The following is a 22921-nucleotide window of genomic DNA, read 5'->3' on the forward strand; positions in this document are numbered from 1 at the left end:
GGTGAAGTGCGCTCACCAGCGTACGCCGGGCCGGTGAGCGGTGGTGCGGAGGCACAGGTCAGCCGCCGAGCGACTCGCCCTCGGTGATCCTCGCCCCGCGTGCCCAGTCCGCGGCCCGCATCGGCTTCCTGCCCTGCGCCTGCACCCACAGCAGCTCGAGGGCGTACGAGCCGGTGCCGACGTGCACGTCGTTCTTCCCGGCGGCGAGCTGTCCCGGGGCGAGGTCCGTCCGGTCGGGCACGGGTACAGCCTGCACGAGCTTGAGCCGCTCGCCCCGGAAGGTGGTCCAGGCGCCGGGGGCCGGGGTGCAGCCGCGCACCACCCGGTCCACGCGAAGCGCCGGGGCGGCCCAGTCGACCCGGGCGTCCTCGACGGTGATCTTCGGGGCGAGGGTGACGCCCTCGTCCGGCTGCGGAACGGCCTGGAGGCTGCCGTCCTCGATGCCGTCCATGGTGGCCGCGAGCAGGCCCGCCCCGGCGAAGGCCAGCCGGGTCAGCAGATCGCCGCTTGTGTCGGTGGGGCGGACGGTCTCGGTGACCGTGCCGTAGACGGGGCCGGAGTCGAGGCCCTCCTCGATCAGGAAGGTGGACGCGCCGGTGATCTCGTCGCCCGCCATCAGCGAGTGCTGCACGGGGGCCGCGCCGCGCCAGGCGGGCAGCAGCGAGAAGTGCAGGTTGACCCAGCCGCGGGCGGGTACGTCCAGGGCGACGCGGGGCAGCAGGGCCCCGTAGGCGACGACCGGGCAGCAGTCGGGCGCGATCTCGCGCAGCCGCTCCAGGAAGTCGGCATCGCGCGGCTTCGCGGGCTTGAGCACCTCGACGCCCGCCTCCTCGGCCCGCTCGGCCACGGGAGAGGCGACCAGCCTGCGCCCGCGCCCGGCCGGAGCGTCGGGCCGCGTGACGACGGCGGCCACCTCGTGGCGCTCGGAGGCGATCAGGGCGTCCAGGGCGGGAACGGCGACCTCGGGGGTACCGGCGAAGACTAGCTTCATGGGTGGGACGGGCCTCTCGGGCGGGGGTGGTTGCCGAACAGCGCACCAGTCTACGAGCCGTCAACCGGCGGAAAGCCGCCGACGGCGCGTCACTCCCCGGGAGTGCTCAGCCTCCCGACCGACCGGAAACGAGTGGCGCCCGGGTGGGAGACCCCCGACGCCCCAGGTCGAGGGGGCGCACATACACATCCCCACGCCCCCACCCCGTGACCCGCGGAGCGCCCACGCGTTGGTCAAGGAAGAGTTGACACACCGGGCCGCCCGCGCGGCCCGATTCCTTTCAACGCCGGTTCGAGAGGCTTGTTCATGGCCGACCACGCAACCCACGACGCCCAGGCTCGGGCCAGCCTGCACTTGCTGGTGCGGGACATCGAGCGGGTCCGCCGGCAGGTGGACGCACTGCGCACCCTCACCGCCCAGCTGGGCAACGTCTACCGTCCGCGCCGCTCCGGCCCCTCCGCGGGCTTCGTCGTCTACGGACGTGCCCCCGCCCCGACGGTCCGTCTCGCCCAGGAGCTGCGGGACAGTGTCGAGACCCTGGTGACGGCCGCCGTGGACTTCGACCGTTCGCTCGGCTTCTCGTGGGACGCGGTGGGCTCCGCACTCGGCGTCACCAAGCAGGCGGTGCACCGGCGCTACGGCTCCCGCCGCGCCGCGGCCCAGGCGGCGTCCGTCGCCGAAACCCCCGAGCAGGCACCGGAGCCGGCGGGCACCCGCCCGGTCAACGTGGGCTCCGGCCTCCCCTCCGTACCCACGGTCCCGGCCGCCCGCTCCATGCCGACCCAGCCGACGTCGGGCAGTCCGGCCCTGCGCGACGAGGTCCGCCCGACCGCTTTTCCCGGCCCGCGCAACGGCTGAGCCGCACGGCCGCCGTGCGGCAGCGGGCGTGCGGCAGCCGGCGTGCAGCAGCCGGCGTGCAGCGGCCGGCGTGCGGCAATCGACCTGGAACGGTCGGCCGCACCGGCCGGGCCCCGGCGCCCCATCGGCTCTCCGCCCTCCCGACCGCCCTCCCCGAGGACGGAGGGCCGTGGCATGTCGTCCCCTCACCCGATGTCGGGCGGATCGATCCGCACCCACACCACCGTGTCGCTCCCCCGCGCCGTCCGCGCCGCCTGGGCGGCCTTCAGCGCACCGGCAAGTGCCGCCCCCCGCCCCGGCGGCACCCGGACCAGCGCCCGCTCCCAGTACTCCCCGGGCGGCGGCGCCCCCGCCCGCCGCGGCCGCCCCGCCGCCGTGACCGGGAGGGGCACCGGGCCGAGTACCTCCGCCTCCCGCGGCAGTTCGACGGCGGCCAGGAAGTCGGCCACCGCCTCCGGTGGACCCGCCACCGCGGCCATCCGCGACACCGGCGGAAAACCCAGCTCGGCCCGTTCGGACAGCTCCCGCACCGCGTGGCCGACGGGGTCCCAGCGCACCAGCGCCTGCACCGGCCGCAGGGTCGGCTCGGCGACCGCGACGACGGTGCCCCCGGCGCTCTGCGGGCGCACCAGGGCGGCGGCGGCCAGCCAGCGCCGCAACGCGTCCTCGCCGGCGCGGAGGTCGGGACGGCCGAGCATCGCCCAGCCGTCGAGCAGCAGGGCCGCCGCGTAGCCGCCCTCGGCGACGGGTTCGGCCCCCGGGGTGCTCACGACCAGCGCGGGGGCCTCGGACACGGTGTCCAGCACATGCTCGCGCCCGGAGGTGCGCACGGGCACGGCCGGGAAGGCCCGCCCCAGCTCCTCCGCGGTGCGCCGCGCGCCCACGACCTGGGCGCGCAGCCGGAAGGCCCCGCACTCCGGGCAGTGCCACGCTCCCTCCTCGCGCCCGCACCAGCCGCAGCGCAGCGCCGCCCCGGCCTCCTGCCCCTCCAGCGGCCCCGAGCAGTGCCGGCACCGCGCGGGTGTCCGGCAGGCCGCGCAGGCCATCCGGGGTACGTAACCCCGCCGGGGCACCTGGACGAGCACCGGTCCGAGGCGCAGTCCGTCCCTGACGGCCTGCCAGGCGAGGCTGGGCAGCCGCGCGGCGCGGGCGGCCTCGTCCCGGGCCAGGTCCTGGTCCCCCACGGTCCGCACCAGCGCAGCGGCGGCCCGTACCTCCTCGCGCGCGGCGATCAGGGGCCGGGCCCAGCCGGTCTCCACGAGCTGCGCGGCCTCCACGGTGCAGCTCCAGCCGCCCAGCAGGAAGGCGCACCGGTCCTGGGCGGCACGCAGCAGCAGCACCTCGCGCGCGTGCGGCTGCGGGGCATGCGGCTCGCTGTGGCTGTCGTCGCCGTCGTCCCACAGGGCGACGAGCCCGAGGTCCCGCACCGGCGCGAACATGGCGGCCCGGGTCCCGACGACGGCCCGTACGGCACCGCGGCGCACCGCGAGCCACTGCGCGTACCGCTTCTCGGGACCCGCGTCGGCGGTGAGCACCGCGTGCCGTCCCTCGCCCAGGAGCGCGGTGAGCGCGGCGTCGGCCCGGGCGACCGCCCGCCCGTCCGGCAGGACGACGAGGGCGCCCCGGCCGGAGGCCAGCGTCGCCGCCACGGCCCGCGCCAGCTCCTCGGTCCACTGCGGGCCCGGCAACGCGTTCCACACCGCGCGCGGCGCGCCGCCGGACGCGAGAGCCGTCACGAACGCCGCCCCTTGCTCGTACCGCGCCCACGACTCCGGTCCGGGCACCGGCGGCGCGGGCAGCGGTCGCGGCGAGGCACGCTTCTCGGCGCGCGCGCTGCGCGGTGGTACGGCGAGCTGGAGTACGTCGGCGACACTGCCCGCGTACCGGTCGGCGACCGCACGGACGAGGCCGAGCAGTTCCTCGTCGAGGATCCGCTCGGGCGAGACGACCTGGGCCAGCGCGGCCAGGGGTCCGGCGTAGTCCGACTCGGCTAGCCGCTGGACCAGGAACCCGTCGATGAGCCCGCCGCCCTCGCGCCGCCCGTCCCGCACCCGGTGCCGTCCGGCCCCGAAGCGCACCCGCACCCGCACACCGGGCTGGGCCTCGGCGTCCAGCTCCTCGGGCACGGCGTAGTCGAAGTACCGGTCGAGGTGGAGCACGCCCTTGTCGACGAGGACCCTGGCGACCGGCAGTTCCCTGGCGAGGGCGGCCCCGCGCCAGGTGCGCGGCTTGGCCCGCGGGGTCTTCGCCTTGCGCACGGTCTCCCGGATGAGCGCGAGCTGCTCGGGCGGCGCGTCCTGCGCGCCGCCCTCCGCCGGTCCGTTCTCGCCGCTCACGCCTGCATTCTCGCAAAGACCACTGACAAAGCGGCCGGGGCCGGAGGCATGTGACGAGGCCCGGTGCTCCCCATCCCGCAGGGGGGCACCGGGCCTCGTCACATGCCGTACATGGCGTACACGTCTTCGGGCGCGGCGCGCCCGGGGCCCTACAGGCCCGCGGCCGTGCGCAGTGCGTCCACGCGGTCGGTGCGCTCCCAGGTGAAGTCGGGCAGCTCGCGGCCGAAGTGACCGTACGCCGCGGTCTGGGCGTAGATCGGGCGGAGCAGGTCGAGGTCGCGGATGATGGCGGCCGGGCGCAGGTCGAAGACCTCGTCGATCGCCCTCTCGATCCGCTCGGTGTCGACCTTGGCGGTGCCGAAGGTCTCCACGAACAGGCCGACCGGTTCTGCCTTGCCGATGGCGTAGGCGACCTGGACCTCGCAGCGCGAGGCGAGACCGGCCGCCACGACGTTCTTGGCGACCCAGCGCATCGCGTACGCGGCCGAGCGGTCGACCTTGGAGGGGTCCTTGCCGGAGAAGGCGCCGCCGCCGTGGCGGGCCATCCCGCCGTACGTGTCGATGATGATCTTGCGGCCGGTCAGCCCGGCGTCGCCCATCGGGCCGCCGATCTCGAAGCGGCCGGTCGGGTTGACCAGGAGGCGGTAGTTCTCCGTGTCGATCTTGATGCCGTCCTCGAGGAGCGCCTTCAGCTCCGGCTCGACGACGAACTCCTTGATGTCGGGGGCCAGCAGCGACTCCAGGTCGATGTCGCTCGCGTGCTGGGAGGAGACGACGACCGTGTCGAGGCGGACGGCCTTGTCGCCGTCGTACTCGATGGTGACCTGGGTCTTGCCGTCCGGGCGCAGGTAGGGGATCGTGCCGTTCTTGCGGACCTCGGACAGGCGCTTGGACAGACGGTGCGCGAGGAAGACCGGCAGCGGCATCAGCGTCGGCGTCTCGTCGGACGCGTAGCCGAACATCAGGCCCTGGTCACCCGCGCCCTGCCGGTCCAGCTCGTCCTCGTCGCCCTCGACGCGGTTCTCGTAGGCCGTGTCGACGCCCTGGGCGATGTCCGGGGACTGCGCGCCGATGGAGACGGACACGCCGCAGGAGGCGCCGTCGAAGCCCTTCTTGGAGGAGTCGTAGCCGATCTCCAGGATCTTGCCGCGGACCAGCGTGGCGATGTCCGCGTAGGCCTTGGTGGTGACCTCGCCGGCCACGTGCACCAGACCGGTGGTGATCAGCGTTTCGACGGCGACCCGGGAGGCCGGGTCCTCACGCAGAAGCGCGTCGAGAATCGTGTCGCTGATCTGGTCAGCGATCTTGTCGGGGTGACCTTCGGTCACGGACTCCGAGGTGAACAGGCGACGGGACACAACGCTCCCTGGGGTTGCAGCGGCTGCTGGCTGATCATTGTGGACGGCACGGGGAGCTGCACCCGGCGACGTCCGTGAACAGTTTATCGGTCGCGCTCTGCCGCGGGCCCACCTGTCTCAGCTCTCGGGAGGGCTGTGACCTGCGGCACGGGCATTCTGCCCAGAACGTGGCGCGCTTGGCCAGGGCCGCCACGCTCGAATGCGCCGGCTTCGACGACGCCTCAAGCGAATGGGTCATTCGTCCAGTCGCCGCGCGACGAGGTCCCAGACCACGTCGGCCAGGGCTTCCTTCGGCCCGTGGGCGACCGGGGTCTCACTGCCGTCGGCGCCCAGGACGACCGCCTCGTTCTCCTCGGAGCCGAAGGTCTTGCGCTCCCCCACCTCGTTCACCACGAGGAGGTCGCAGCCCTTGCGCTTCAGCTTGGCCCGGCCGTTGGCCAGGACGTCGTCGGTCTCGGCGGCGAAGCCGACGATCACCTGTCCGGAGCGGGCCCGGGTGGCGGAGATCTCCGCGAGGACGTCCGGATTGCGCACCAGGGTGACCGGCGCGGGCTCCTGGTCGTCCCTCTTCTTGATCTTCCCGGTGGCGTACGTCGCCGGCCGGAAGTCCGCCACCGCCGCGGCCATGACGACGGCGTCGGCGTCCGCCGCGGCACGCAGCATCGCCTCGCGCAGCTCCGTGGCGGTGCCCACCGGCACCACGTCCACACCGGCCGGGTCCGGCATCGACGCGTTCGCCGCGACCAGCGTGACGCGGGCGCCGCGGGCGGCCGCGGTGCGGGCGAGGGCGTAACCCTGCTTGCCGGAGGACCGGTTGCCGAGGAAGCGGACCGGGTCGAGGGGCTCCCGGGTGCCGCCGGCGCTGACGACGACGTGCCGTCCGGTGAGGTCGGGCTCCCGCACACCGCGTGCGAGCACCCGGCGGCAGACCTCGAAGAGCTCACCGGGGTCGGGCAGCCGGCCCTTGCCGGTGTCGACACCGGTGAGGCGGCCGACTGCGGGCTCGACGACGACCGCCCCGCGGCGGCGCAGCGTCGCCACGTTCTCCCGGGTGGCCGGGTGCTCCCACATCTCGGTATGCATGGCAGGGGCGAAGACGACCGGGCAGCGGGCCGTGAGCAGCGTGTTGGTGAGCAGGTCGTCGGCCAGGCCGTGGGCTGCCCTGGCGAGCACGTCGGCGGTGGCCGGGGCGACGACGACCAGGTCGGCGTGCTGGCCGATGCGCACGTGCGGGACCTCCTGGACGTCGTCCCACACCTCGGTCGACACCGGGTTGCCGGACAGGGCGGACCAGGTGGCGGCGCCCACGAAGTGCAGTGCGGAGGCGGTGGGGACGACCCGGACCTCGTGCCCCGACTCCGTGAGTCTGCGCAGCAGCTCGCAGGCCTTGTACGCGGCGATGCCGCCGCTGACCCCCAGAACGACCTTGGGCTTGTCCACCGTCTCTCCCCGACTCGGATAACGCGTACGACCCATCACACACCACAGGCCCGGCAGTCGCGCTGCCGGGCCTGTGGAAAAGTCAGCTTCAAGCTGAAGATACTACCGCCGGTGTTACTGCGCCGGACCCTCGATGGCCTCGGAGGTCAGCAGCCCCGCGTTGATCTCGCGCAGGGAGATCGAGAGCGGCTTCTCGTGGACGTGGGTGTCGACGAGCGGACCGACGTACTCGAGGAGGCCCTCGCCGAGCTGCGAGTAGTACGCGTTGATCTGGCGGGCCCGCTTGGCCGCGTAGATCACGAGGCTGTACTTCGAGTCCGTGGCCTCGAGGAGCTCGTCGATCGGCGGGTTGATGATGCCCTCGGGCGCGGAGATGGAAGAGGACACGCTCTACCTTCCGATGGATGGGAAAGATTCAGTCAGGGTGACCGCAGGGTGACCAGGATCGATCACACGACGTTCGTCAAGGCTAGCAGCTCGCGCGCCACGTCCTCGACGGAGGTGTTCACCAGGGTCTGGTCGAACTCCGGCTCGGCCGCCAGCTCGACCCTGGCCGCGGCGAGGCGGCGCTCGATCACCTCCGGCGGTTCGGTGCCCCGACCGGTGAGCCTGCGCACCAGCTCCTCCCAGGAGGGCGGGGCCAGGAACACCAGCTGGGCCTCGGGCATGGACTCGCGGACCTGCCGCGCTCCCTGGAGGTCGATCTCCAGGAGGACCGGCTCACCGGCCTCCAGGCGCTCCAGCACGGCCGTGCGCGGCGTGCCGTAGCGGTTGCCGGCGAACTCGGCCCACTCCAGCAGCTCGCCGTTGGCGATCAGCTTGTCCATCTCCTCGTCGCTGACGAAGAAGTAGTGGACGCCGTGCCGCTCGCCGGGGCGGGGCCTGCGGGTCGTCGCCGAGACCGACAGCCATACCTCGGGGTGTTCCTTGCGCATATGGGCGACGACCGTGCTCTTGCCGACCCCCGAGGGGCCGGAGAGCACGGTCAGTCGCGGACGTGCGTCCGGGGGTACGGGGGACGTCCCCCGGGGTGTTGCAGCCATGCGGCGATTATTCCAGCAATCCCGGAGTGGTCCGGACTCAGCTGCCGGTGCTGCCGAACTCACGCTCCAGGGACGCGATCTGGTTGGACCCGAGACCGCGCACGCGGCGGCTCTCGGAGATGCCCAGTCGCTCCATGATCTGCTTGGCGCGGACTTTGCCCACGCCCGGCAGGGACTCGAGGAGGGCGGAGACCTTCATCTTGCCGATGACGTCGTTCTCCTGACCCTGCTTGATGACCTCGTGGAGGGAGGCGCCGGAGTGCTTGAGTCGATTCTTGACCTCGGCCCGCTCCCGGCGAGCCGCGGCGGCCTTTTCGAGCGCGGCTGCGCGCTGTTCAGGGGTAAGGGGCGGAAGAGCCACGCCTACGTCACCTCGGATGTCGAACTGTCGGATACGGACCGGTGAGGAACCTAGTCGCCCCACACCTGGTGAGCCACGAGCAACACGCTTGCCCGTGGACTCTCGACGGAGACTAGCGGTCAAGACCGCCAGAGTCAGCGAGAACAGCGGAAAAGTCCTGGTCAGCCTCCGTCAGGACGGACATTTAAGACATACTGCCTCTGATTTGAGGATGTATCCAGAGTCAGGACGCCGTGACCGCGCTCCGGACCTCCTCCGCGAAGCGGTCCGCGGCCGTCCGCAACGCGACCACGTCGGGACCGTGACGAAGCACACCCCGGCTGACGTTCGGCACCACGTCGCGCACCGCCGCTCCGAACACGCGCGGCAGGTCCGCCGGCGTGGCCCCCTGGGCGCCGATGCCGGGGGCCAGCAGTGGACCGTTGATGCCCAGGTCGTACGAGGAGAGGTCACCGAGGGTGGCGCCGACCACCGCTCCGAAGGAGCCGAGGGGCTCCTCCCCCGCGTTCTCGGCCGCCAGGTGGGCCAGCATCGTCGCCCCGACGCTGCGCCCGTCGCTCCGGACCGCGTGCTGGACCTCGCCGCCCTCGGGGTTGGAGGTGAGCGCCAGCACGAACAGGCCGGCGCCGCTCTCGCGCGCCAGGTCGACGGCCGGCTTCAGCGATCCGTAGCCGAGGTAGGGCGAGACGGTCAGCGCGTCCGAGAACAGCGGGGCGCCCTTGAGCAGGAACGACTCCGCGTACGCGGCCATGGTCGAGCCGATGTCGCCGCGTTTGGCGTCCATGACGACCAGCGCACCGGCCGCCCGCGCCTCCTCCACCGACTTCTCCAGGACGGCGAGGCCACGCGAACCGAAGCGCTCGAAGAAGGCGCTCTGCGGCTTGAGGACGGCGACCCGGTCGGCCATCGCCGCGACGACGGTGCGGCTGAAGCGCTCCAGCCCGGCCACGTCGTCGTTCAGGCCCCACTCGGCCAGCAGCGAGGCGTGCGGGTCGATGCCGACGCACAGGGGGCCCCGCTCGTCCATCGCGCGGCGCAGCCGGGCGCCGAAGGGTTCGAGTACCGTCATGCGCTTCTCCTGACGTCAGCGCCGACCGCGTCGGCGAGGGTGGCGTACGGGCTCTGCCGCAGGCGTACGGCGAGCCCCTTGTGGACGGCACGGCACCAGAACGGCCCCTCGTAGATGAACGCGCTGTAGCCCTGGACCAGCGTGGCACCGGCCAGGATGCGCTCCCAGGCGTCCTCGGCGGTCTCGACGCCCCCGACGCCCACGAGGGTGATCCGGTCCCCCACGCGCGCGTACAGGCGGCGCAGCACCTCCAGGGAGCGGGCCTTGAGGGGGGCGCCGGACAGGCCGCCGGTCTCCCTGACCACGACGGGCGAGGAGGTCAGGCCGAGACCCTCGCGCGCGATGGTCGTGTTGGTGGCGATGATGCCGTCCAGGCCCAGCTCCACGGCCAGGTCGGCGACCGCGTCCACGTCCTCGTCGGCGAGGTCCGGCGCGATCTTCACCAGCAGGGGGACGCGCCGTGCTGTCACCGCGCGGTCGGCGGCCTCGCGGACGGCGCTCAGGAGCGGGCGCAGCGCCTCGGTCGCCTGGAGGTCGCGCAGACCGGGCGTGTTCGGCGAGGAGACGTTGACGACCAGGTAGTCGGCGTACGGGGCCAGCCGCTCGGCGGACTTCACGTAGTCTCCGACGGCCTCCTCCTCCGGGACGGCTTTCGTCTTGCCGATGTTGACGCCGACGACCGTCCTGAGGACCGGTGTACGGGAGGCCAGACGGGCTGCGACGGCCAGCGAGCCGTCGTTGTTGAAGCCCATGCGGTTGATCAGCGCGCGGTCCCCGACCAGGCGGAACAGCCGCTTCTTGGGATTGCCGGGCTGCGGCTCCCCCGTCACGGTGCCGATCTCGACGTGGTCGAAGCCGAGCATCGCCATGCCGTCGACGGCGACGGCGTTCTTGTCGAATCCGGCGGCGAGCCCGAAGGGCCCGTGCATGCGCAGGCCGAGGGCCTCGGTGCGCAGCTCCTTGTGCAGGGGAGCGAGCGCGGCGGCGGCGAGGGTGCGCAGGACGGGGACGCGGACGGCGAGGCGGATCCAGCGGAAGGCGAGGTGGTGGGCCCGTTCCGGGTCCATGCGGGAGAAGACGAGCTGGAAGAAGATCTTGTACATGTGTCCTCGTGAAGCCTCTGTGACGCTCTGGGGGCTCATGAAGAGGGGGACACCGTTTCCGGTGTCCCCCTCGGAACCGCTAGTCGCGGGCCGCGGTCAGGAACGCGGCGTGTTCCTGGAGCGAGCGCACTCCCACGTCGCCGTGGTTGAGGGCGTCGATGCCCTGGACCGCCGCCGCCAGGGCCTGGACCGTCGTCAGACAGGGCACGGAGCGGGCCACGGCCGCCGTACGGATGTCGTAGCCGTCGAGGCGGCCGCCGGTGCCGTACGGGGTGTTGACGATGAGGTCGACCTCACCGTCGTGGATGAGCTGGACGATGGTCTTCTCGCCGTTCGGCCCGGTGCCCTCGGACTGCTTGCGCACGACGGTGGCGTTGATGCCGTTGCGCCTGAGGACCTCGGCGGTGCCGGAGGTGGCCATCAGCTCGAAGCCGTGGGCGACCAGCTCGCGGGCCGGGAAGATCATCGAGCGCTTGTCGCGGTTGGCGACCGAGATGAAGGCGCGGCCCTTGGTGGGCAGCGGCCCGTACGCACCCGCCTGCGACTTGGCGTACGCCGTGCCGAAGACGGAGTCGATGCCCATGACCTCGCCGGTCGAGCGCATCTCCGGGCCGAGCACCGTGTCGACGCCGCGGCCGTGGATGTCCCGGAAGCGGGACCACGGCATCACGGCCTCCTTGACGGAGATCGGCGCGTCCAGGGGCAGTTCGCCGCCGTCGCCGTTCGCCGGGAGCAGGCCCTCGGCGCGCAGCTCGGCGACGGTCGCGCCCAGCGAGATGCGGGCGGCGGCCTTGGCCAGCGGCACCGCGGTCGCCTTCGAGGTGAACGGGACGGTGCGCGAGGCGCGCGGGTTGGCCTCCAGGACGTAGAGGATGTCGCCGGCCAGCGCGAACTGGATGTTGATCAGGCCGCGCACGCCGACGCCCTTGGCGATGCCCTCGGTGGAGGCGCGCAGCCGCTTGATGTCGAAGCCGCCGAGCGTGATCGGGGGCAGGGCGCACGCCGAGTCGCCGGAGTGGATACCGGCCTCCTCGATGTGCTCCATGACGCCGCCGAGGTACAGTTCCCGGCCGTCGTACAGGGCGTCGACGTCGATCTCGATCGCGTCGTCCAGGAAGCGGTCGACCAGGACCGGCCGGGAAGGGCTGATCTCGGTCGACTCGGCGATGTACGCCTCGAGGCGGGTGTCGTCGTACACGATCTCCATGCCGCGCCCGCCGAGGACGTAGGAGGGGCGCACGAGGACCGGGTAGCCGATCTCGTCGGCGATGGCCTTGGCACCGGCGAAGGTGGTGGCGGTGCCGTGCTTGGGGGCGGGCAGGCCGGCCTCCGCCAGGACCCGGCCGAAGGCGCCCCGGTCCTCGGCGGCGTGGATGGCCTCCGGCGAGGTGCCGACGACCGGCACGCCGTTGTCCTTGAGCGCCTGGGACAGGCCCAGCGGGGTCTGGCCGCCGAGCTGGACGATCACGCCCGCGACCGGGCCGGCCTGCTGCTCCGCGTGGACGATCTCCAGGACGTCCTCCAGGGTGAGCGGCTCGAAGTAGAGCCGGTCGGAGGTGTCGTAGTCGGTGGAGACGGTCTCCGGGTTGCAGTTGACCATCACGGTCTCGTACCCGGCGTCGGACAGCGCGAAGGAGGCGTGGACGCAGGAGTAGTCGAACTCGATGCCCTGGCCGATGCGGTTCGGTCCGGAGCCCAGGATGATGACGGCCGGCTTCTCGCGTCGCGCCACCTCGGTCTCCTCGTCGTAGGAGGAGTAGAAGTACGGCGTCTTCGCGGCGAACTCGGCGGCGCAGGTGTCGACCGTCTTGTAGACCGGGCGGATGCCGAGCGCGTGCCGGACCTCGCGGACGACGTCCTCGCGCAGTCCGCGGATCTCGCCGATCTGCTGGTCGGAGAAGCCGTGCCGCTTCGCCTCGGCGAGCAGTCCGGTGGTCAGTTCGGGGGCGGCGGCCAGCTCGTCGGCGGTCTCCTTGATCAGGAAGAGCTGGTCGACGAACCAGGGGTCGATCTTCGTGGACTCGAAGACCTCCTCGGGCGTGGCGCCCGCGCGGATGGCCTGCATGACGGCGTTGATCCGGCCGTCGGTGGGCCGGACGGCCTCCCGCAGCAGCTCGGTCCTGTCGCCGGGCTCGCCGACGAAGGTGAACTGGCTGCCCTGCTTCTCCAGCGAGCGCAGCGCCTTCTGGAAGGCCTCGGTGAAGTTGCGGCCGATGGCCATGGCCTCGCCGACCGACTTCATGGTCGTCGTCAGCGTCGAGTCGGCCGAAGGGAACTTCTCGAAGGCGAACCGCGGGGCCTTCACGACCACGTAGTCGAGCGTCGGCTCGAAGGAGGCCGGGGTCTCCCGCGTGATGTCGTTCGGGATCTCGTCCAGCGTGTAGCCGACCGCGAGCTTGGCGGCGATCTTGGCGATCGGGAAGCCGGTCGCCTTGGAGGCGAGCGCCGAGGACCGCGACACGCGCGGGTTCATCTCGATGACGATGACCCGGCCGTCCTCGGGGTTCACGGCGAACTGGATGTTGCAGCCGCCGGTGTCCACGCCGACCTCGCGGATGATCGCGATACCGACGTCGCGCAGCACCTGGTACTCGCGGTCGGTCAGCGTCATCGCGGGCGCGACGGTGATCGAGTCGCCGGTGTGCACGCCCATGGGGTCGAAGTTCTCGATGGAGCAGACGACCACGACGTTGTCGTTCTTGTCGCGCATCAGCTCCAGCTCGTACTCCTTCCAGCCGAGGATGGACTCCTCCAGGAGCACCTCGGTGGTCGGCGAGAGGGTGAGGCCCTGGCCCGCGATGCGGCGCAGCTCCTCCTCGTCGTGGGCGAAGCCGGAGCCGGCGCCGCCCATCGTGAAGGAGGGCCGTACGACGACCGGGTAGCCGCCGAGCTCCTCGACCCCCTTGAGGACGTCGTCCATGGAGTGGCAGATGTAGGAACGGGCCGACTCGCCGTGCCCGATCTTCTTGCGGACCTCCTCGACGACCTCCTTGAACAGGTCGCGGTCCTCGCCCTTGTTGATGGCCTCGACGTTGGCGCCGATCAGCTCGACGCCGTACTTCTCCAGGACGCCGTTGCCGTGCAGCGAGATGGCGGTGTTGAGGGCCGTCTGGCCGCCCAGGGTGGGCAGCAGCGCGTCGGGCCGCTCCTTGGCGATGATCTTCTCGACGAACTCGGGGGTGATCGGCTCGACGTAGGTGGCGTCGGCGATCTCCGGGTCGGTCATGATCGTCGCCGGGTTGGAGTTCACCAGGACGACGCGCAGGCCCTCGGCCTTGAGCACGCGGCACGCCTGGGTACCGGAGTAGTCGAACTCGGCGGCCTGGCCGATGACGATCGGGCCGGAGCCGATGACCAGGACGGACTGGATATCGGTGCGCTTAGGCACGCTGGCCCTCCATCGGGACTGTGCTCATCAAAGACGTGAAGCGGTCGAACAGGTAGGCGGCGTCGTGCGGGCCGGCTGCCGCTTCGGGGTGGTACTGGACGCTGAAGGCCGGCCGGTCGAGGAGCCGGAGGCCCTCCACCACGTTGTCGTTGAGACAGACGTGGGAGACCTCGGCGCGGCCGTAGGGGGTGTCGGAGACCGTGTCGAGCGGGGCGTCGACGGCGAATCCGTGGTTGTGGGCCGTGACCTCGACCTTGCCGGTCGTACGGTCCTGCACGGGCTGGTTGATGCCCCGGTGGCCGTACTTCAGCTTGTACGTGCCGAAGCCGAGCGCACGGCCCAGGATCTGGTTGCCGAAGCAGATGCCGAACAGCGGGGTGCCGCGTTCCAGGACCGCCTGCATCAGGGCGACCGCGTGGTCGGCGGTGGACGGGTCGCCGGGGCCGTTGGAGAAGAACACGCCGTCCGGGTCGACGGCGTACACGTCCTCGACGCTCGCGGTCGCCGGCAGGACGTGCACCTCGATGCCGCGCTCGGCCATGCGGTACGGGGTCATGCCCTTGATGCCGAGGTCGACGGCGGCGACGGTGAACTTCTTCTCACCCATCGCGGGGACGACGTACGCCTCGGTGGTGGCGACCTCGGCCGAGAGGTCGGCGCCGGCCATCTCGGGGGCCTCCCGGACGCGGGCCAGCAGCGCGGCGTCGTCCTGGACGGCGTCCCCGCTGAAGATGCCGACGCGCATGGCGCCGCGCTCGCGCAGGTGGCGGGTGAGGGCGCGGGTGTCGATGCCGCTGATGCCGACGACGCCCTGGGCGGCCAGTTCGTCGTCCAGCGTGCGGCGGGAGCGCCAGCTGGAGGGCACGCGCGCGGGGTCGCGCACGACGTAGCCGGAGACCCAGATCTTCCTGGACTCCATGTCCTCGTCGTTGATGCCCGTGTTCCCGATGTGCGGGGCGGTCATCACGACCACCTGGCGGTGGTACGAGGGGTCGGTGAGGGTCTCCTGGTAGCCGGTCATTCCGGTGGAGAACACGGCTTCGCCGAAGGTGGCCCCCACGGCCCCATAGGAACGGCCGCGGAAGATCCGGCCGTCCTCAAGGACGAGTACGGCGGGAGTCCTGTCGACTCCCCTGGCGGAGGTCGTCATCGTGCGCCTTCCGTTTCCGTCTTGTTGATCATGTCGTTCAGTGTTTCGACCCACTCGTTGTGCTCGGCCGCGTGGTCGGAGCGGAAACCGGAGTCGATCAGTTCGCCGCCGTGGGCCCAGGTCACGACCAGCAGGCCGCCCTCGGTGAGGACCTTGCCGGCGATGCCCTTGTCGAGCCGGGCCTCGCGCAGCGCGGCGACGGGGACGAAGAAGTCGGCGGCGCCGGAGCGCACCACGTCCAGTCCCGCTTCCGACAGGGTGAGCTCGACCCGGCTGCGAGTGCCCAGGCCGTGCGCCACGATGCGGTCCAGCCACTGCCCGGCGGTGGTGGAGCCGTGGTAGCGGCCGCTCAGCACCAGTCTCGCCGCGCCCGGCGGCTCCGGCGCGGTGGGCAGCTGTGGCAGGTCGCCCTGGAGGGTGCCGCGCCACTTCCAGCCCTCGCGCATCAGCCAGTAGACGAGCGCGACGAACAGGCCGAGGCCGACGACCCAGCCGACGCGGGCGGCCCAGTCGGTCACTTGCGCCGATTCCCTCTCGGCGGCCAGCAGGATTACCGGTGCTACAGATGTCACGTGAGCTTCCCGTCGACGAGCGTGGCCTTGCCCCGCAGCCACGTGTGCGTCACACGGCCCGGCAGCTCACGCCCCTGGTACGGGGTGTTGCGGCTGCGCGAGGCGAAGCCCGCGGGGTCCACCCGGCCACGGTATTCCGTGTCGACGAGAGTGAGGTTGGCGGGCTCACCAGCCGAGACGGGACGGCCGTGGCCGGTGGCGTGTCCGATCCCGGCGGGCTTGAACGACATGCGGTCGGCGACGCCGGCCCAGTCCAGCAGACCCGTGTCCACCATGGTCTCCTGCACCACCGACAGGGCCGTCTCCAGGCCGACCATCCCCATCGCGGCGGCGGCCCACTCGCAGTCCTTGTCCTCGTGCGGGTGCGGGGCGTGGTCGGTGGCGACGATGTCGATCGTGCCGTCGGCGAGCGCCTCGCGCAGCACCAGCACGTCACGCTCGGTGCGCAGCGGCGGGTTGACCTTGTAGACCGGGTTGTACGACCGGACCAGCTCGTCGGTGAGGAGCAGGTGGTGCGGGGTGACCTCGGCGGTGACGTCGATGCCGCGGGACTTGGCCCAGCGGACGATCTCGACGCTGCCCGCGGTCGACAGGTGGCAGATGTGCACGCGGGAGCCGACGTGCTCGGCGAGCAGCACGTCCCGCGCGATGACGGACTCCTCGGCGACGGCGGGCCAGCCGCCGAGACCCAGCTCGGCGGAGACGACGCCCTCGTTCATCTGGGCGCCCTCGGTCAGCCGGGGCTCCTGGGCGTGCTGGGCGACGACGCCGTCGAAGGCCTTCACGTACTCCAGGGCGCGGCGCATGATCACGGCGTCGTGGACGCACCTGCCGTCGTCGGAGAAGACGGTGACGCCGGCGGCGGACTCGTGCATGGCGCCCAGCTCGGCGAGCTTGGCGCCCTCCAGGCCGACGGTGACGGCGCCGATGGGCTGCACGTCGCAGTAGCCGGACTCCTGGCCGAGCCGCCAGACCTGCTCGACGACGCCGGCGGTGTCGGCGACGGGGAAGGTGTTGGCCATGGCGAAGACGTTGGTGTAGCCGCCGCTCGCCGCCGCGCGGGTGCCGGTCAGGACGGTCTCGGAGTCCTCGCGGCCGGGCTCGCGCAGGTGGGTGTGGAGGTCGACCAGGCCGGGCAGCAGCACCTTGCCGCCCGCCTCGACCACCTCGGCGCCCTCGGCGGGCAGGCCGGTGCCCACCTCTGCGATCGTCGCGCCGTCGATCAGCACGTCCTGCGGCTCGCCACCGAGCACCTTCGCACCGCGGATCAGGGTCTTGCTCATGCTCTTACTTCTCCTCGGTGGTGCGGGCGTGGGTCACGGCGGGCTCGTTGCCGCCGAGCAGCAGGTAGAGGACGGCCATCCGGATCGAGACGCCGTTGGTGACCTGCTCGACGACGGTGCAGCGGTCGGAGTCGGCGACCTCGGCGGTGATCTCCATGCCGCGGACCATCGGGCCGGGGTGCATCACGATGGCGTGGCCGGGCATCTTCGCCATGCGGTCGCCGTCGAGGCCGTAGCGGCGGGAGTACTCGCGCTCGGTGGGGAAGAACGCGGCGTTCATGCGCTCGCGCTGCACGCGCAGCAGCATCACGGCGTCGGACTTGGCCAGCGTCGAGTCGAGGTCGTAGGAGACCTCGCAGGGCCAGGTCCCGACACCGACCGGCAGCAGGGTGGGCGGGGCGACGAGGGTGACCTCGGCGCCGAGGGTGTGCAGCAGGTCGACGTTGGAGCGGGCGACGCGGCTGTGCAGGATGTCGCCGACCAGGGTGACGCGGCGGCCGTCGAGGTCCTTGCCGAGGCCGGCGTCGTGGCCGACCAGGCGGCGGCGCATGGTGAAGGCGTCGAGGAGGGCCTGGGTGGGGTGCTGATGGGTGCCGTCGCCGGCGTTGATGACGTGGGCGTCGATCCAGCCCGAGGTGGCCAGGCGGTACGGGGCGCCGGAGGCGCTGTGCCGGATGACGACGGCGTCGACGCCCATCGCCTCCAGGGTCTGGGCGGTGTCCTTGAGGGACTCTCCCTTGGAGACGCTGGAGCCCTTGGCGGTGAAGTTGATGACGTCCGCGGACAGGCGCTTCTCGGCGGCCTCGAAGGAGATCCGGGTCCGGGTGGAGTCCTCGAAGAAGAGGTTGACGACGGTACGGCCGCGCAGGGTCGGCAGTTTCTTGATCGGCCGGTCGGCGACCCGGGCCATCTCCTCGGCGGTGTCGAGGATCAGGACGGCGTCGTCGCGGGTGAGGTCGGCGGCCGAGATGAGATGACGCTGCATCTGTCAGGCTCCGTAGGGCGATTCATGCGGAAGAGCGGGATAATTCGGGCGGCCGGGCGCGTGCGGGGGCGCGCCGAGCAGGCGTACGGCACGGTTGGGCCCGTACGCGCGGTGCTAGGGGTGGGCGCCCGGGGCGTCCGGCTTGGCACCGAGCAGCACGGTGTCGCGACCGTCCTCCTCGGCGAGCTGGACCTTGACCGTCTCCCGCAGCGACGTGGGGAGGTTCTTGCCGACGTAGTCGGCGCGGATGGGCAGTTCACGGTGGCCGCGGTCGACGAGGACCGCGAGCTGCACGGCGCGCGGGCGGCCGATGTCGTTCAGCGCGTCGAGGGCGGCACGGATGGTGCGGCCGGAGAAGAGCACGTCGTCGACGAGGACGACGAGGCGGCCGTCGATGCCGTCTCCGGGGATCTCGGTGCGGGCCAAGGCGCGCGGCGGGTGCATGCGCAGGTCGTCGCGGTACATGGTGATGTCCAGCGAGCCGACCGGCATCTTGCGCTCGGTGATCTGCTCCAGCTTGTCGGCGAGCCGCCGGGCGAGGAAGACGCCGCGGGTCGGGATGCCGAGGAGCACCACGTCGTCGGCGCCCTTGGCGCGTTCGACGATCTCGTGGGCGATGCGGGTCAGGACCCTTGCGATGTCGGGCCCTTCCAGAACGGGCCGGGCCTCGGACCTCGCGTCCTGCCGCTTGCCGTCCTGCTCGCCGTTCTTTTCGTCCTGCTGCTTGTCCATACGAAACGGACCCCCTTCTCCGCCTCACGGGACGGACCTTAAAGGACGTCGGATATGCGCCACCTACGGTAGCAGGTCCACAGAACCGCTCCGGTGGCCCCTCCGACACTCCCCTGTCACTCTTCTGCCGCACCCGAGTCACCCGCTCGGAGTAATGGATGGCGGATACCACGGAAGAGTCGGTGCGGACCATTCGGCTTGACGCAGGAGAGTAACGCTGCGTAACCTCACAGTGAGTCACCAGCCGCGCGGCCGACAACAGAGCCTGCCGCGTCGACACCTTGTCCGGGGAGCCATATGTCCAGCGAATACGCCAAACAGCTCGGGGCCAAGCTCCGGGCCATCCGCACCCAGCAGGGCCTTTCCCTCCACGGTGTCGAGGAGAAGTCCCAGGGCCGCTGGAAGGCCGTCGTGGTCGGCTCGTACGAGCGCGGCGACCGTGCCGTGACCGTGCAGCGCCTCGCCGAGCTGGCCGACTTCTACGGCGTTCCCGTGCAGGAGCTGCTGCCGGGCACCACCCCGGGCGGTGCCGCCGAGCCGCCGCCGAAGCTGGTCCTCGACCTGGAGCGGCTGGCCACGGTGCCGGCCGAGAAGGCGGGCCCGCTGCAGCGGTACGCGGCCACGATCCAGTCGCAGCGCGGTGACTACAACGGCAAGGTGCTCTCGATCCGCCAGGACGACCTGCGCACCCTCGCCGTCATCTACGACCAGTCGCCCTCGGTCCTCACCGAGCAGCTGATCAACTGGGGCGTCCTGGACGCGGACGCGCGCCGCGCGGTGGCGTCCCACGAGGAACTCTGAGCCGCGGCCGCCTCAGCAGAAACGTACCGCCGGGGTGGCCGGAACCAATCGGTTCCGGCCGCCCCGGCGGTTTCTTGCGTGAGGGCGGCGCGGACGGCGCCGGTGGAGCTATTCGCGGCGCAACGAGGGCTTCAGGTCCTTCAGCCGGCCCAGCAGGCCGTTGACGAACGCGGGCGACTCGTCCGTGGAGAACTCCTTCGCCAGCTGCACCATCTCGTCCAGGACGACGGCGTCCGGGGTCTCGTCGACCCAGACCAGCTCGTACGCGCCGAGGCGCAGGATGTTGCGGTCGACGACCGGCATCCGGTCGAGCGTCCAGCCGACCGAGTACTGGGCGATCAGCCCGTCGATGCGCTCGGCGCGCGTGGCGTAGCCCTCGACCAGCTCCATCGTGTACTCGCTCACCGGGGGCTGCCGGGTGTCGGACCGGGAGTGCCGGACCCAGTCGGCGAGCACCGTCAGGACGTCGGCGCCGCGCTGATCGCCCTCGAAGAGGATCTGGAAGGCGCGTTTGCGGGCCGTGTTGCGAGCAGCCACGGTTAGCTGTTCACCCGGCCGAGGTAGTCGCTGGAGCGGGTGTCGACCTTGATCTTCTCACCGGTGGTGATGAAGAGCGGGACGCTGATCTGGTGACCGGTCTCCAGGATGGCGGGCTTGGTGCCGCCGGTGGAGCGGTCGCCCTGGACGCCCGGCTCGGTCTCCTTGATGGTCAGCTCGACGGCGGCCGGCAGCTCGACGAAGAGGACTTCGCCCTCGTGCTGCGCCACCGTGGCCTCGAAGCCCTCGATGAGGAAGTTGGCGGCGTCGCCGACGACCTTGCGGTCGATGTGCAGCTGGTCGAAGGTCTCCATGTCCATGAAGACGAAGTAGTCGCCGTCCATGTACGAGAACTGCATGTCACGCTTGTCGACAGTGGCCGTCTCGACCTTGACGCCGGCGTTGAAGGTCTTGTCGACGACCTTGCCGGAAAGCACGTTCTTGAGCTTGGTGCGCACGAAGGCCGGGCCCTTGCCGGGCTTGACGTGCTGGAACTCGACGACGGACCAGAGCTGGCCGCCTTCGAGCTTGAGCACCAGGCCGTTCTTGAGGTCGTTCGTGGAAGCCACGGTTGCGGAATCTCCTGGACTGGACTGACGTGGACGACCCGGGAGCACACGCACAGCGCGAGGCTAGAGCGCGAGCAGCTCCTTGGTCGTAATGGTGAGTAGCTCGGGTCCGCCGTCCGCCTCGGGGCGCACGACGAGCGTGTCATCGATCCGGACCCCGCCCCGGCCCGGGAGGTGGACCCCCGGTTCGACGGTGACCGGCACACAAGCGTCCAGTTTACCCATGGCCGCGGGGGCCAACTGCGGGTCCTCGTCGATTTCGAGTCCGACACCGTGACCGGTGAGGGCCGGAAGGTTCTCCGCGTACCCCGCCGAGTCCAGTGCCTGACGGGCGGCGCGGTCCACATCACGGCAGGCGGCACCGGGTACGAGAGCCTCCCGGCCGGCCCGCTGGGCGGAGAAGACGAGGTCGTACAACTCGATCTGCCAGTCGGCCGGCGAGGTCCCGATGACGAACGTACGGCCGATCTCGCAACGGTAGCCGCGGTAGGCCGCGCCCAGGCAGACGGAGAGGAAGTCGCCCTCCTCCACGCGCCGGTCGGTGGGCCGGTGACCGCGGCGCCCCGAGTTCGGGCCCGTGCCGACTGAGGTGGGGAAGGCGGGGCCGTCGGCGCCGTGGTCGACCAGGCGGCGTTCCAGCTCCAGGGCGAGGTGCCGCTCGGTGCGGCCGACCAGGATGGACTCCAGGAGTTCACCGAGGGCCTGGTCGGCGATCTCGGCACCGATGCGCAGGCAGGAGATCTCCTCCTCGTCCTTGACCACCCGGAGCTGTTCGACGCTCTGTCCGAGGTCGGTCAGGCGCAGCCGGGGCGCGACCGACCGCATGGCGCGGTGGCGGACCACGGTGAGGTGGTGGTCCTCCGTGGCGAGGGACTCGGCGCCCTGGTCGACGGCGAGGCCGGTGGCGGTGACGGCGGGGTCGCCGTCGGGTCCGGGCAGCGCGCGCACCGGCAGCGCCTCGTCGGGCCGTCCCTCCGTGGGCCGGTCGTCCGGCGGGCCCGAGCAGACCAGCAGGTCCTCGGTCCTGCCGAGCAGCAGCACGGCGCCGTGCGGGGCGGCGCCCGCGAGATAGCGCACATTGGCGGGCCGGGAGACGAGCGCCGCCGCGCTGCCGCCCGCGTTGCAGCGTTCCCGTAGGCGCGTCCGGCGGGCCGCGTACACCTCTGACATGAGCCGAGCGTATGGGCTCCGCCCAGGGTGCGCCGCTCGGGAGGGCCGAGTGGGCGGGGCCGGGGGACGCCAGGTCCGCCAACCGGGGAGGGGCCTGTCGCCGTGTGGTGTCCGGCGGCCGGTGGGGGCGCGCCGCGCCGTCCCCGCCCTACCAGTTGGGCGGGCTGGCTATCGAGCGGGAGAGGACCTCGTCGAGGAGCTGAGCGGTCTCCGGGACGTCGAGTTGGGAGTTGTCGATGATGGGGAGGCCGGAGCCGTACCAGCCGGCCATGCGGCCGTGGATGCGGGCGACCTCCTCGTCGGTGAGGCGCCGGTTGCCGCTGCGCTCGGCGTTGCGCTCCAGGACGATGTCCAGGCCCGGCAGCAGGACGACCGGGAGCAGGCCGGGTCCGACGTGCCGCTTCCAGCCGCCGAGGCCGACGACCGGGCGGTCCGGGAAGACCGCGTCGTCGAGGATGCAGGAGATGCCGTTGGCGAGGAAGTTGCGCGCGGAGAAGCCGCAGGTGCGGCGGGCGAGGCGGTACTGCGCCTCCGAGTGCTCGTTCCACCCGGTCTGGGGGTCGGCGAAGCCCGAGCGGACCCATTCGCGGACGTCGTCGAGGCTGATGTGCGCGGTGGGGACCCGGCGGTGGTCCGCCCAGTACTTGGCGACGCTGGTCTTGCCCGCGCCCGCGGGGCCGATGAGCAGTACCGCGAGGGTGGTCGTGGTGGGGTCGGGCGCGGCGGCCGTGGCGGTGGGCACGCGGGGCACGGCCACCGGGCCGCCGGGGGGCAGCGACACGTGGCCGGTGGTGTCCGGCACGGGCGGGGCGGGAGCCGCCTGCTGGGGCCCGGGGCGGGGGCCGGGCTGCGGAGCCGGGGCCTGCCGGGGCGCCACCGGGTACCCCGGCGCCGGAGGCGGGGGCGCGGGAGCGGGGCCCCGGTGCGGATCCGGGTGGTGTGCGGCCGGGGACCAGCCGACGGCCGGTCCGTGCCCCGGCTGATGGGGCGGCGGCAGCGGAGAACCCACTGCGTGCTGCATCCGGTGCCACTCCGTCTCGTACAGGCGATGGGCGCTGACCGCGGGAGGGGACCGCCCGCGTCCTACCGAACGGTACCGCCCCGGGCCGCCGTTTGGTGAACGGCCGGGGGCAGCCGCAAGTGCCCGTCCGGCAGGGCGAATCAGACGGAAGGGC

General features: G+C 72.0%; 21 protein-coding genes. 2 read left to right on the forward strand and 19 right to left on the reverse strand.

All coding sequences use genetic code 11. The features are described 5' to 3' along the window. Nucleotides 1-58: 58 nt before the first annotated feature. On the reverse strand, nt 59-991 hold the full coding sequence (fmt, locus tag ACGFYH_RS06600; protein WP_393802024.1) for a methionyl-tRNA formyltransferase: 933 nt from the start codon (nt 989-991) through the stop codon (nt 59-61). A gap of 306 nt (nt 992-1297) precedes the next feature. On the opposite strand from fmt, the gene ACGFYH_RS06605 reads away from it, so the two are divergent. Then, a complete protein-coding gene (locus tag ACGFYH_RS06605) occupies nt 1298-1849 on the forward strand; it encodes a hypothetical protein (protein WP_393802025.1) in 552 nt (183 codons plus the stop codon). 185 nt (nt 1850-2034) lie between these two features. Here the strand turns inward: ACGFYH_RS06605 and ACGFYH_RS06610 are convergent, their stop codons facing one another. The 14 genes from ACGFYH_RS06610 to pyrR all read right to left on the reverse strand — a co-directional run bounded on the left by ACGFYH_RS06610 (nt 2035) and on the right by pyrR (nt 18669). Continuing rightward, complete coding sequence (locus tag ACGFYH_RS06610; protein ID WP_393802026.1) at nt 2035-4185, reverse strand: primosomal protein N'; 2151 nt, start codon at nt 4183-4185, stop codon at nt 2035-2037. Nucleotides 4186-4334: 149 nt separating this feature from the next. Continuing rightward, nucleotides 4335-5543, reverse strand: a complete 1209-nt coding sequence (gene metK, locus ACGFYH_RS06615; protein ID WP_393802027.1) for a methionine adenosyltransferase — start codon at nt 5541-5543, stop codon at nt 4335-4337. 234 nt (nt 5544-5777) lie between these two features. Next, nucleotides 5778-6983 carry a bifunctional phosphopantothenoylcysteine decarboxylase/phosphopantothenate--cysteine ligase CoaBC gene (coaBC, locus tag ACGFYH_RS06620; RefSeq protein WP_393802028.1) on the reverse strand — a complete coding sequence of 402 codons (1206 nt, stop codon included), beginning with the start codon at nt 6981-6983 and terminating at the stop codon, nt 5778-5780. Between the two features lie 114 nt (nt 6984-7097). Further along, complete coding sequence (rpoZ, locus tag ACGFYH_RS06625) at nt 7098-7370, reverse strand: DNA-directed RNA polymerase subunit omega (protein ID WP_067025681.1); 273 nt, start codon at nt 7368-7370, stop codon at nt 7098-7100. Between the two features lie 62 nt (nt 7371-7432). Then, nucleotides 7433-8026: a guanylate kinase gene (gmk, locus tag ACGFYH_RS06630; RefSeq protein ID WP_393802029.1), complete on the reverse strand. Its 594-nt coding sequence runs from the start codon at nt 8024-8026 to the stop codon at nt 7433-7435. Between the two features lie 37 nt (nt 8027-8063). After that, nucleotides 8064-8387 (reverse strand): integration host factor, encoded by a 324-nt coding sequence (locus tag ACGFYH_RS06635; protein WP_003977346.1) that lies wholly within the window; start codon nt 8385-8387, stop codon nt 8064-8066. Between the two features lie 223 nt (nt 8388-8610). Further along, nucleotides 8611-9456, reverse strand: coding sequence for an orotidine-5'-phosphate decarboxylase (gene pyrF / locus ACGFYH_RS06640; RefSeq protein ID WP_393802030.1), 846 nt, complete (start codon nt 9454-9456; stop codon nt 8611-8613). Next, the gene (locus ACGFYH_RS06645; protein ID WP_393802031.1) at nt 9453-10559 is read right to left on the reverse strand and encodes a quinone-dependent dihydroorotate dehydrogenase; all 1107 of its coding nucleotides are present in this window, start codon (nt 10557-10559) and stop codon (nt 9453-9455) included. Before ACGFYH_RS06645 ends, pyrF begins: the two co-directional genes overlap by 4 nt. 79 nt (nt 10560-10638) lie before the next feature. After that, nucleotides 10639-13947, reverse strand: a complete 3309-nt coding sequence (carB, locus tag ACGFYH_RS06650) for a carbamoyl-phosphate synthase large subunit (RefSeq protein ID WP_393802032.1) — start codon at nt 13945-13947, stop codon at nt 10639-10641. Beyond that, nucleotides 13940-15097: a glutamine-hydrolyzing carbamoyl-phosphate synthase small subunit gene (carA, locus tag ACGFYH_RS06655; RefSeq protein ID WP_393802033.1), complete on the reverse strand. Its 1158-nt coding sequence runs from the start codon at nt 15095-15097 to the stop codon at nt 13940-13942. The genes carB and carA overlap by 8 nt, the downstream gene beginning before the upstream one ends. Next, complete coding sequence (locus ACGFYH_RS06660) at nt 15094-15669, reverse strand: hypothetical protein (protein WP_393802034.1); 576 nt, start codon at nt 15667-15669, stop codon at nt 15094-15096. Before ACGFYH_RS06660 ends, carA begins: the two co-directional genes overlap by 4 nt. Then, a complete protein-coding gene (locus tag ACGFYH_RS06665; protein WP_393802035.1) occupies nt 15666-16952 on the reverse strand; it encodes a dihydroorotase in 1287 nt (428 codons plus the stop codon). Before ACGFYH_RS06665 ends, ACGFYH_RS06660 begins: the two co-directional genes overlap by 4 nt. Nucleotides 16953-16956: 4 nt before the next feature. Beyond that, nucleotides 16957-17937, reverse strand: a complete 981-nt coding sequence (locus tag ACGFYH_RS06670; RefSeq protein WP_393802036.1) for an aspartate carbamoyltransferase catalytic subunit — start codon at nt 17935-17937, stop codon at nt 16957-16959. A gap of 114 nt (nt 17938-18051) precedes the next feature. After that, nucleotides 18052-18669, reverse strand: coding sequence for a bifunctional pyr operon transcriptional regulator/uracil phosphoribosyltransferase PyrR (pyrR, locus tag ACGFYH_RS06675; protein WP_393802037.1), 618 nt, complete (start codon nt 18667-18669; stop codon nt 18052-18054). A 297-nt stretch (nt 18670-18966) separates the two neighbouring features. Here pyrR and bldD point away from each other — a divergent pair, with 297 nt between their 5' ends. Continuing rightward, a complete protein-coding gene (gene bldD / locus ACGFYH_RS06680; RefSeq protein WP_393802038.1) occupies nt 18967-19470 on the forward strand; it encodes a transcriptional regulator BldD in 504 nt (167 codons plus the stop codon). A gap of 108 nt (nt 19471-19578) precedes the next feature. Here the strand turns inward: bldD and nusB are convergent, their stop codons facing one another. From nusB to ACGFYH_RS06700, 4 genes are all read right to left on the reverse strand, one after another. Continuing rightward, a complete protein-coding gene (gene nusB / locus ACGFYH_RS06685) occupies nt 19579-20007 on the reverse strand; it encodes a transcription antitermination factor NusB (RefSeq protein WP_393802039.1) in 429 nt (142 codons plus the stop codon). Nucleotides 20008-20009: 2 nt separating this feature from the next. Continuing rightward, a complete protein-coding gene (gene efp, locus ACGFYH_RS06690) occupies nt 20010-20576 on the reverse strand; it encodes an elongation factor P (RefSeq protein ID WP_393802040.1) in 567 nt (188 codons plus the stop codon). 63 nt (nt 20577-20639) lie between these two features. Beyond that, nucleotides 20640-21746 carry an aminopeptidase P family protein gene (locus tag ACGFYH_RS06695; RefSeq protein WP_393802041.1) on the reverse strand — a complete coding sequence of 369 codons (1107 nt, stop codon included), beginning with the start codon at nt 21744-21746 and terminating at the stop codon, nt 20640-20642. A gap of 148 nt (nt 21747-21894) precedes the next feature. Beyond that, a complete protein-coding gene (locus ACGFYH_RS06700; RefSeq protein WP_393802042.1) occupies nt 21895-22767 on the reverse strand; it encodes a Pro-rich N-terminal domain-containing protein in 873 nt (290 codons plus the stop codon). Nucleotides 22768-22921: the final 154 nt, after the last annotated feature.

Origin of the sequence: Streptomyces sp. NPDC048392, assembly GCF_043200575.1 — a bacterium.
In the GTDB taxonomy this organism is placed as follows: domain Bacteria; phylum Actinomycetota; class Actinomycetes; order Streptomycetales; family Streptomycetaceae; genus Streptomyces.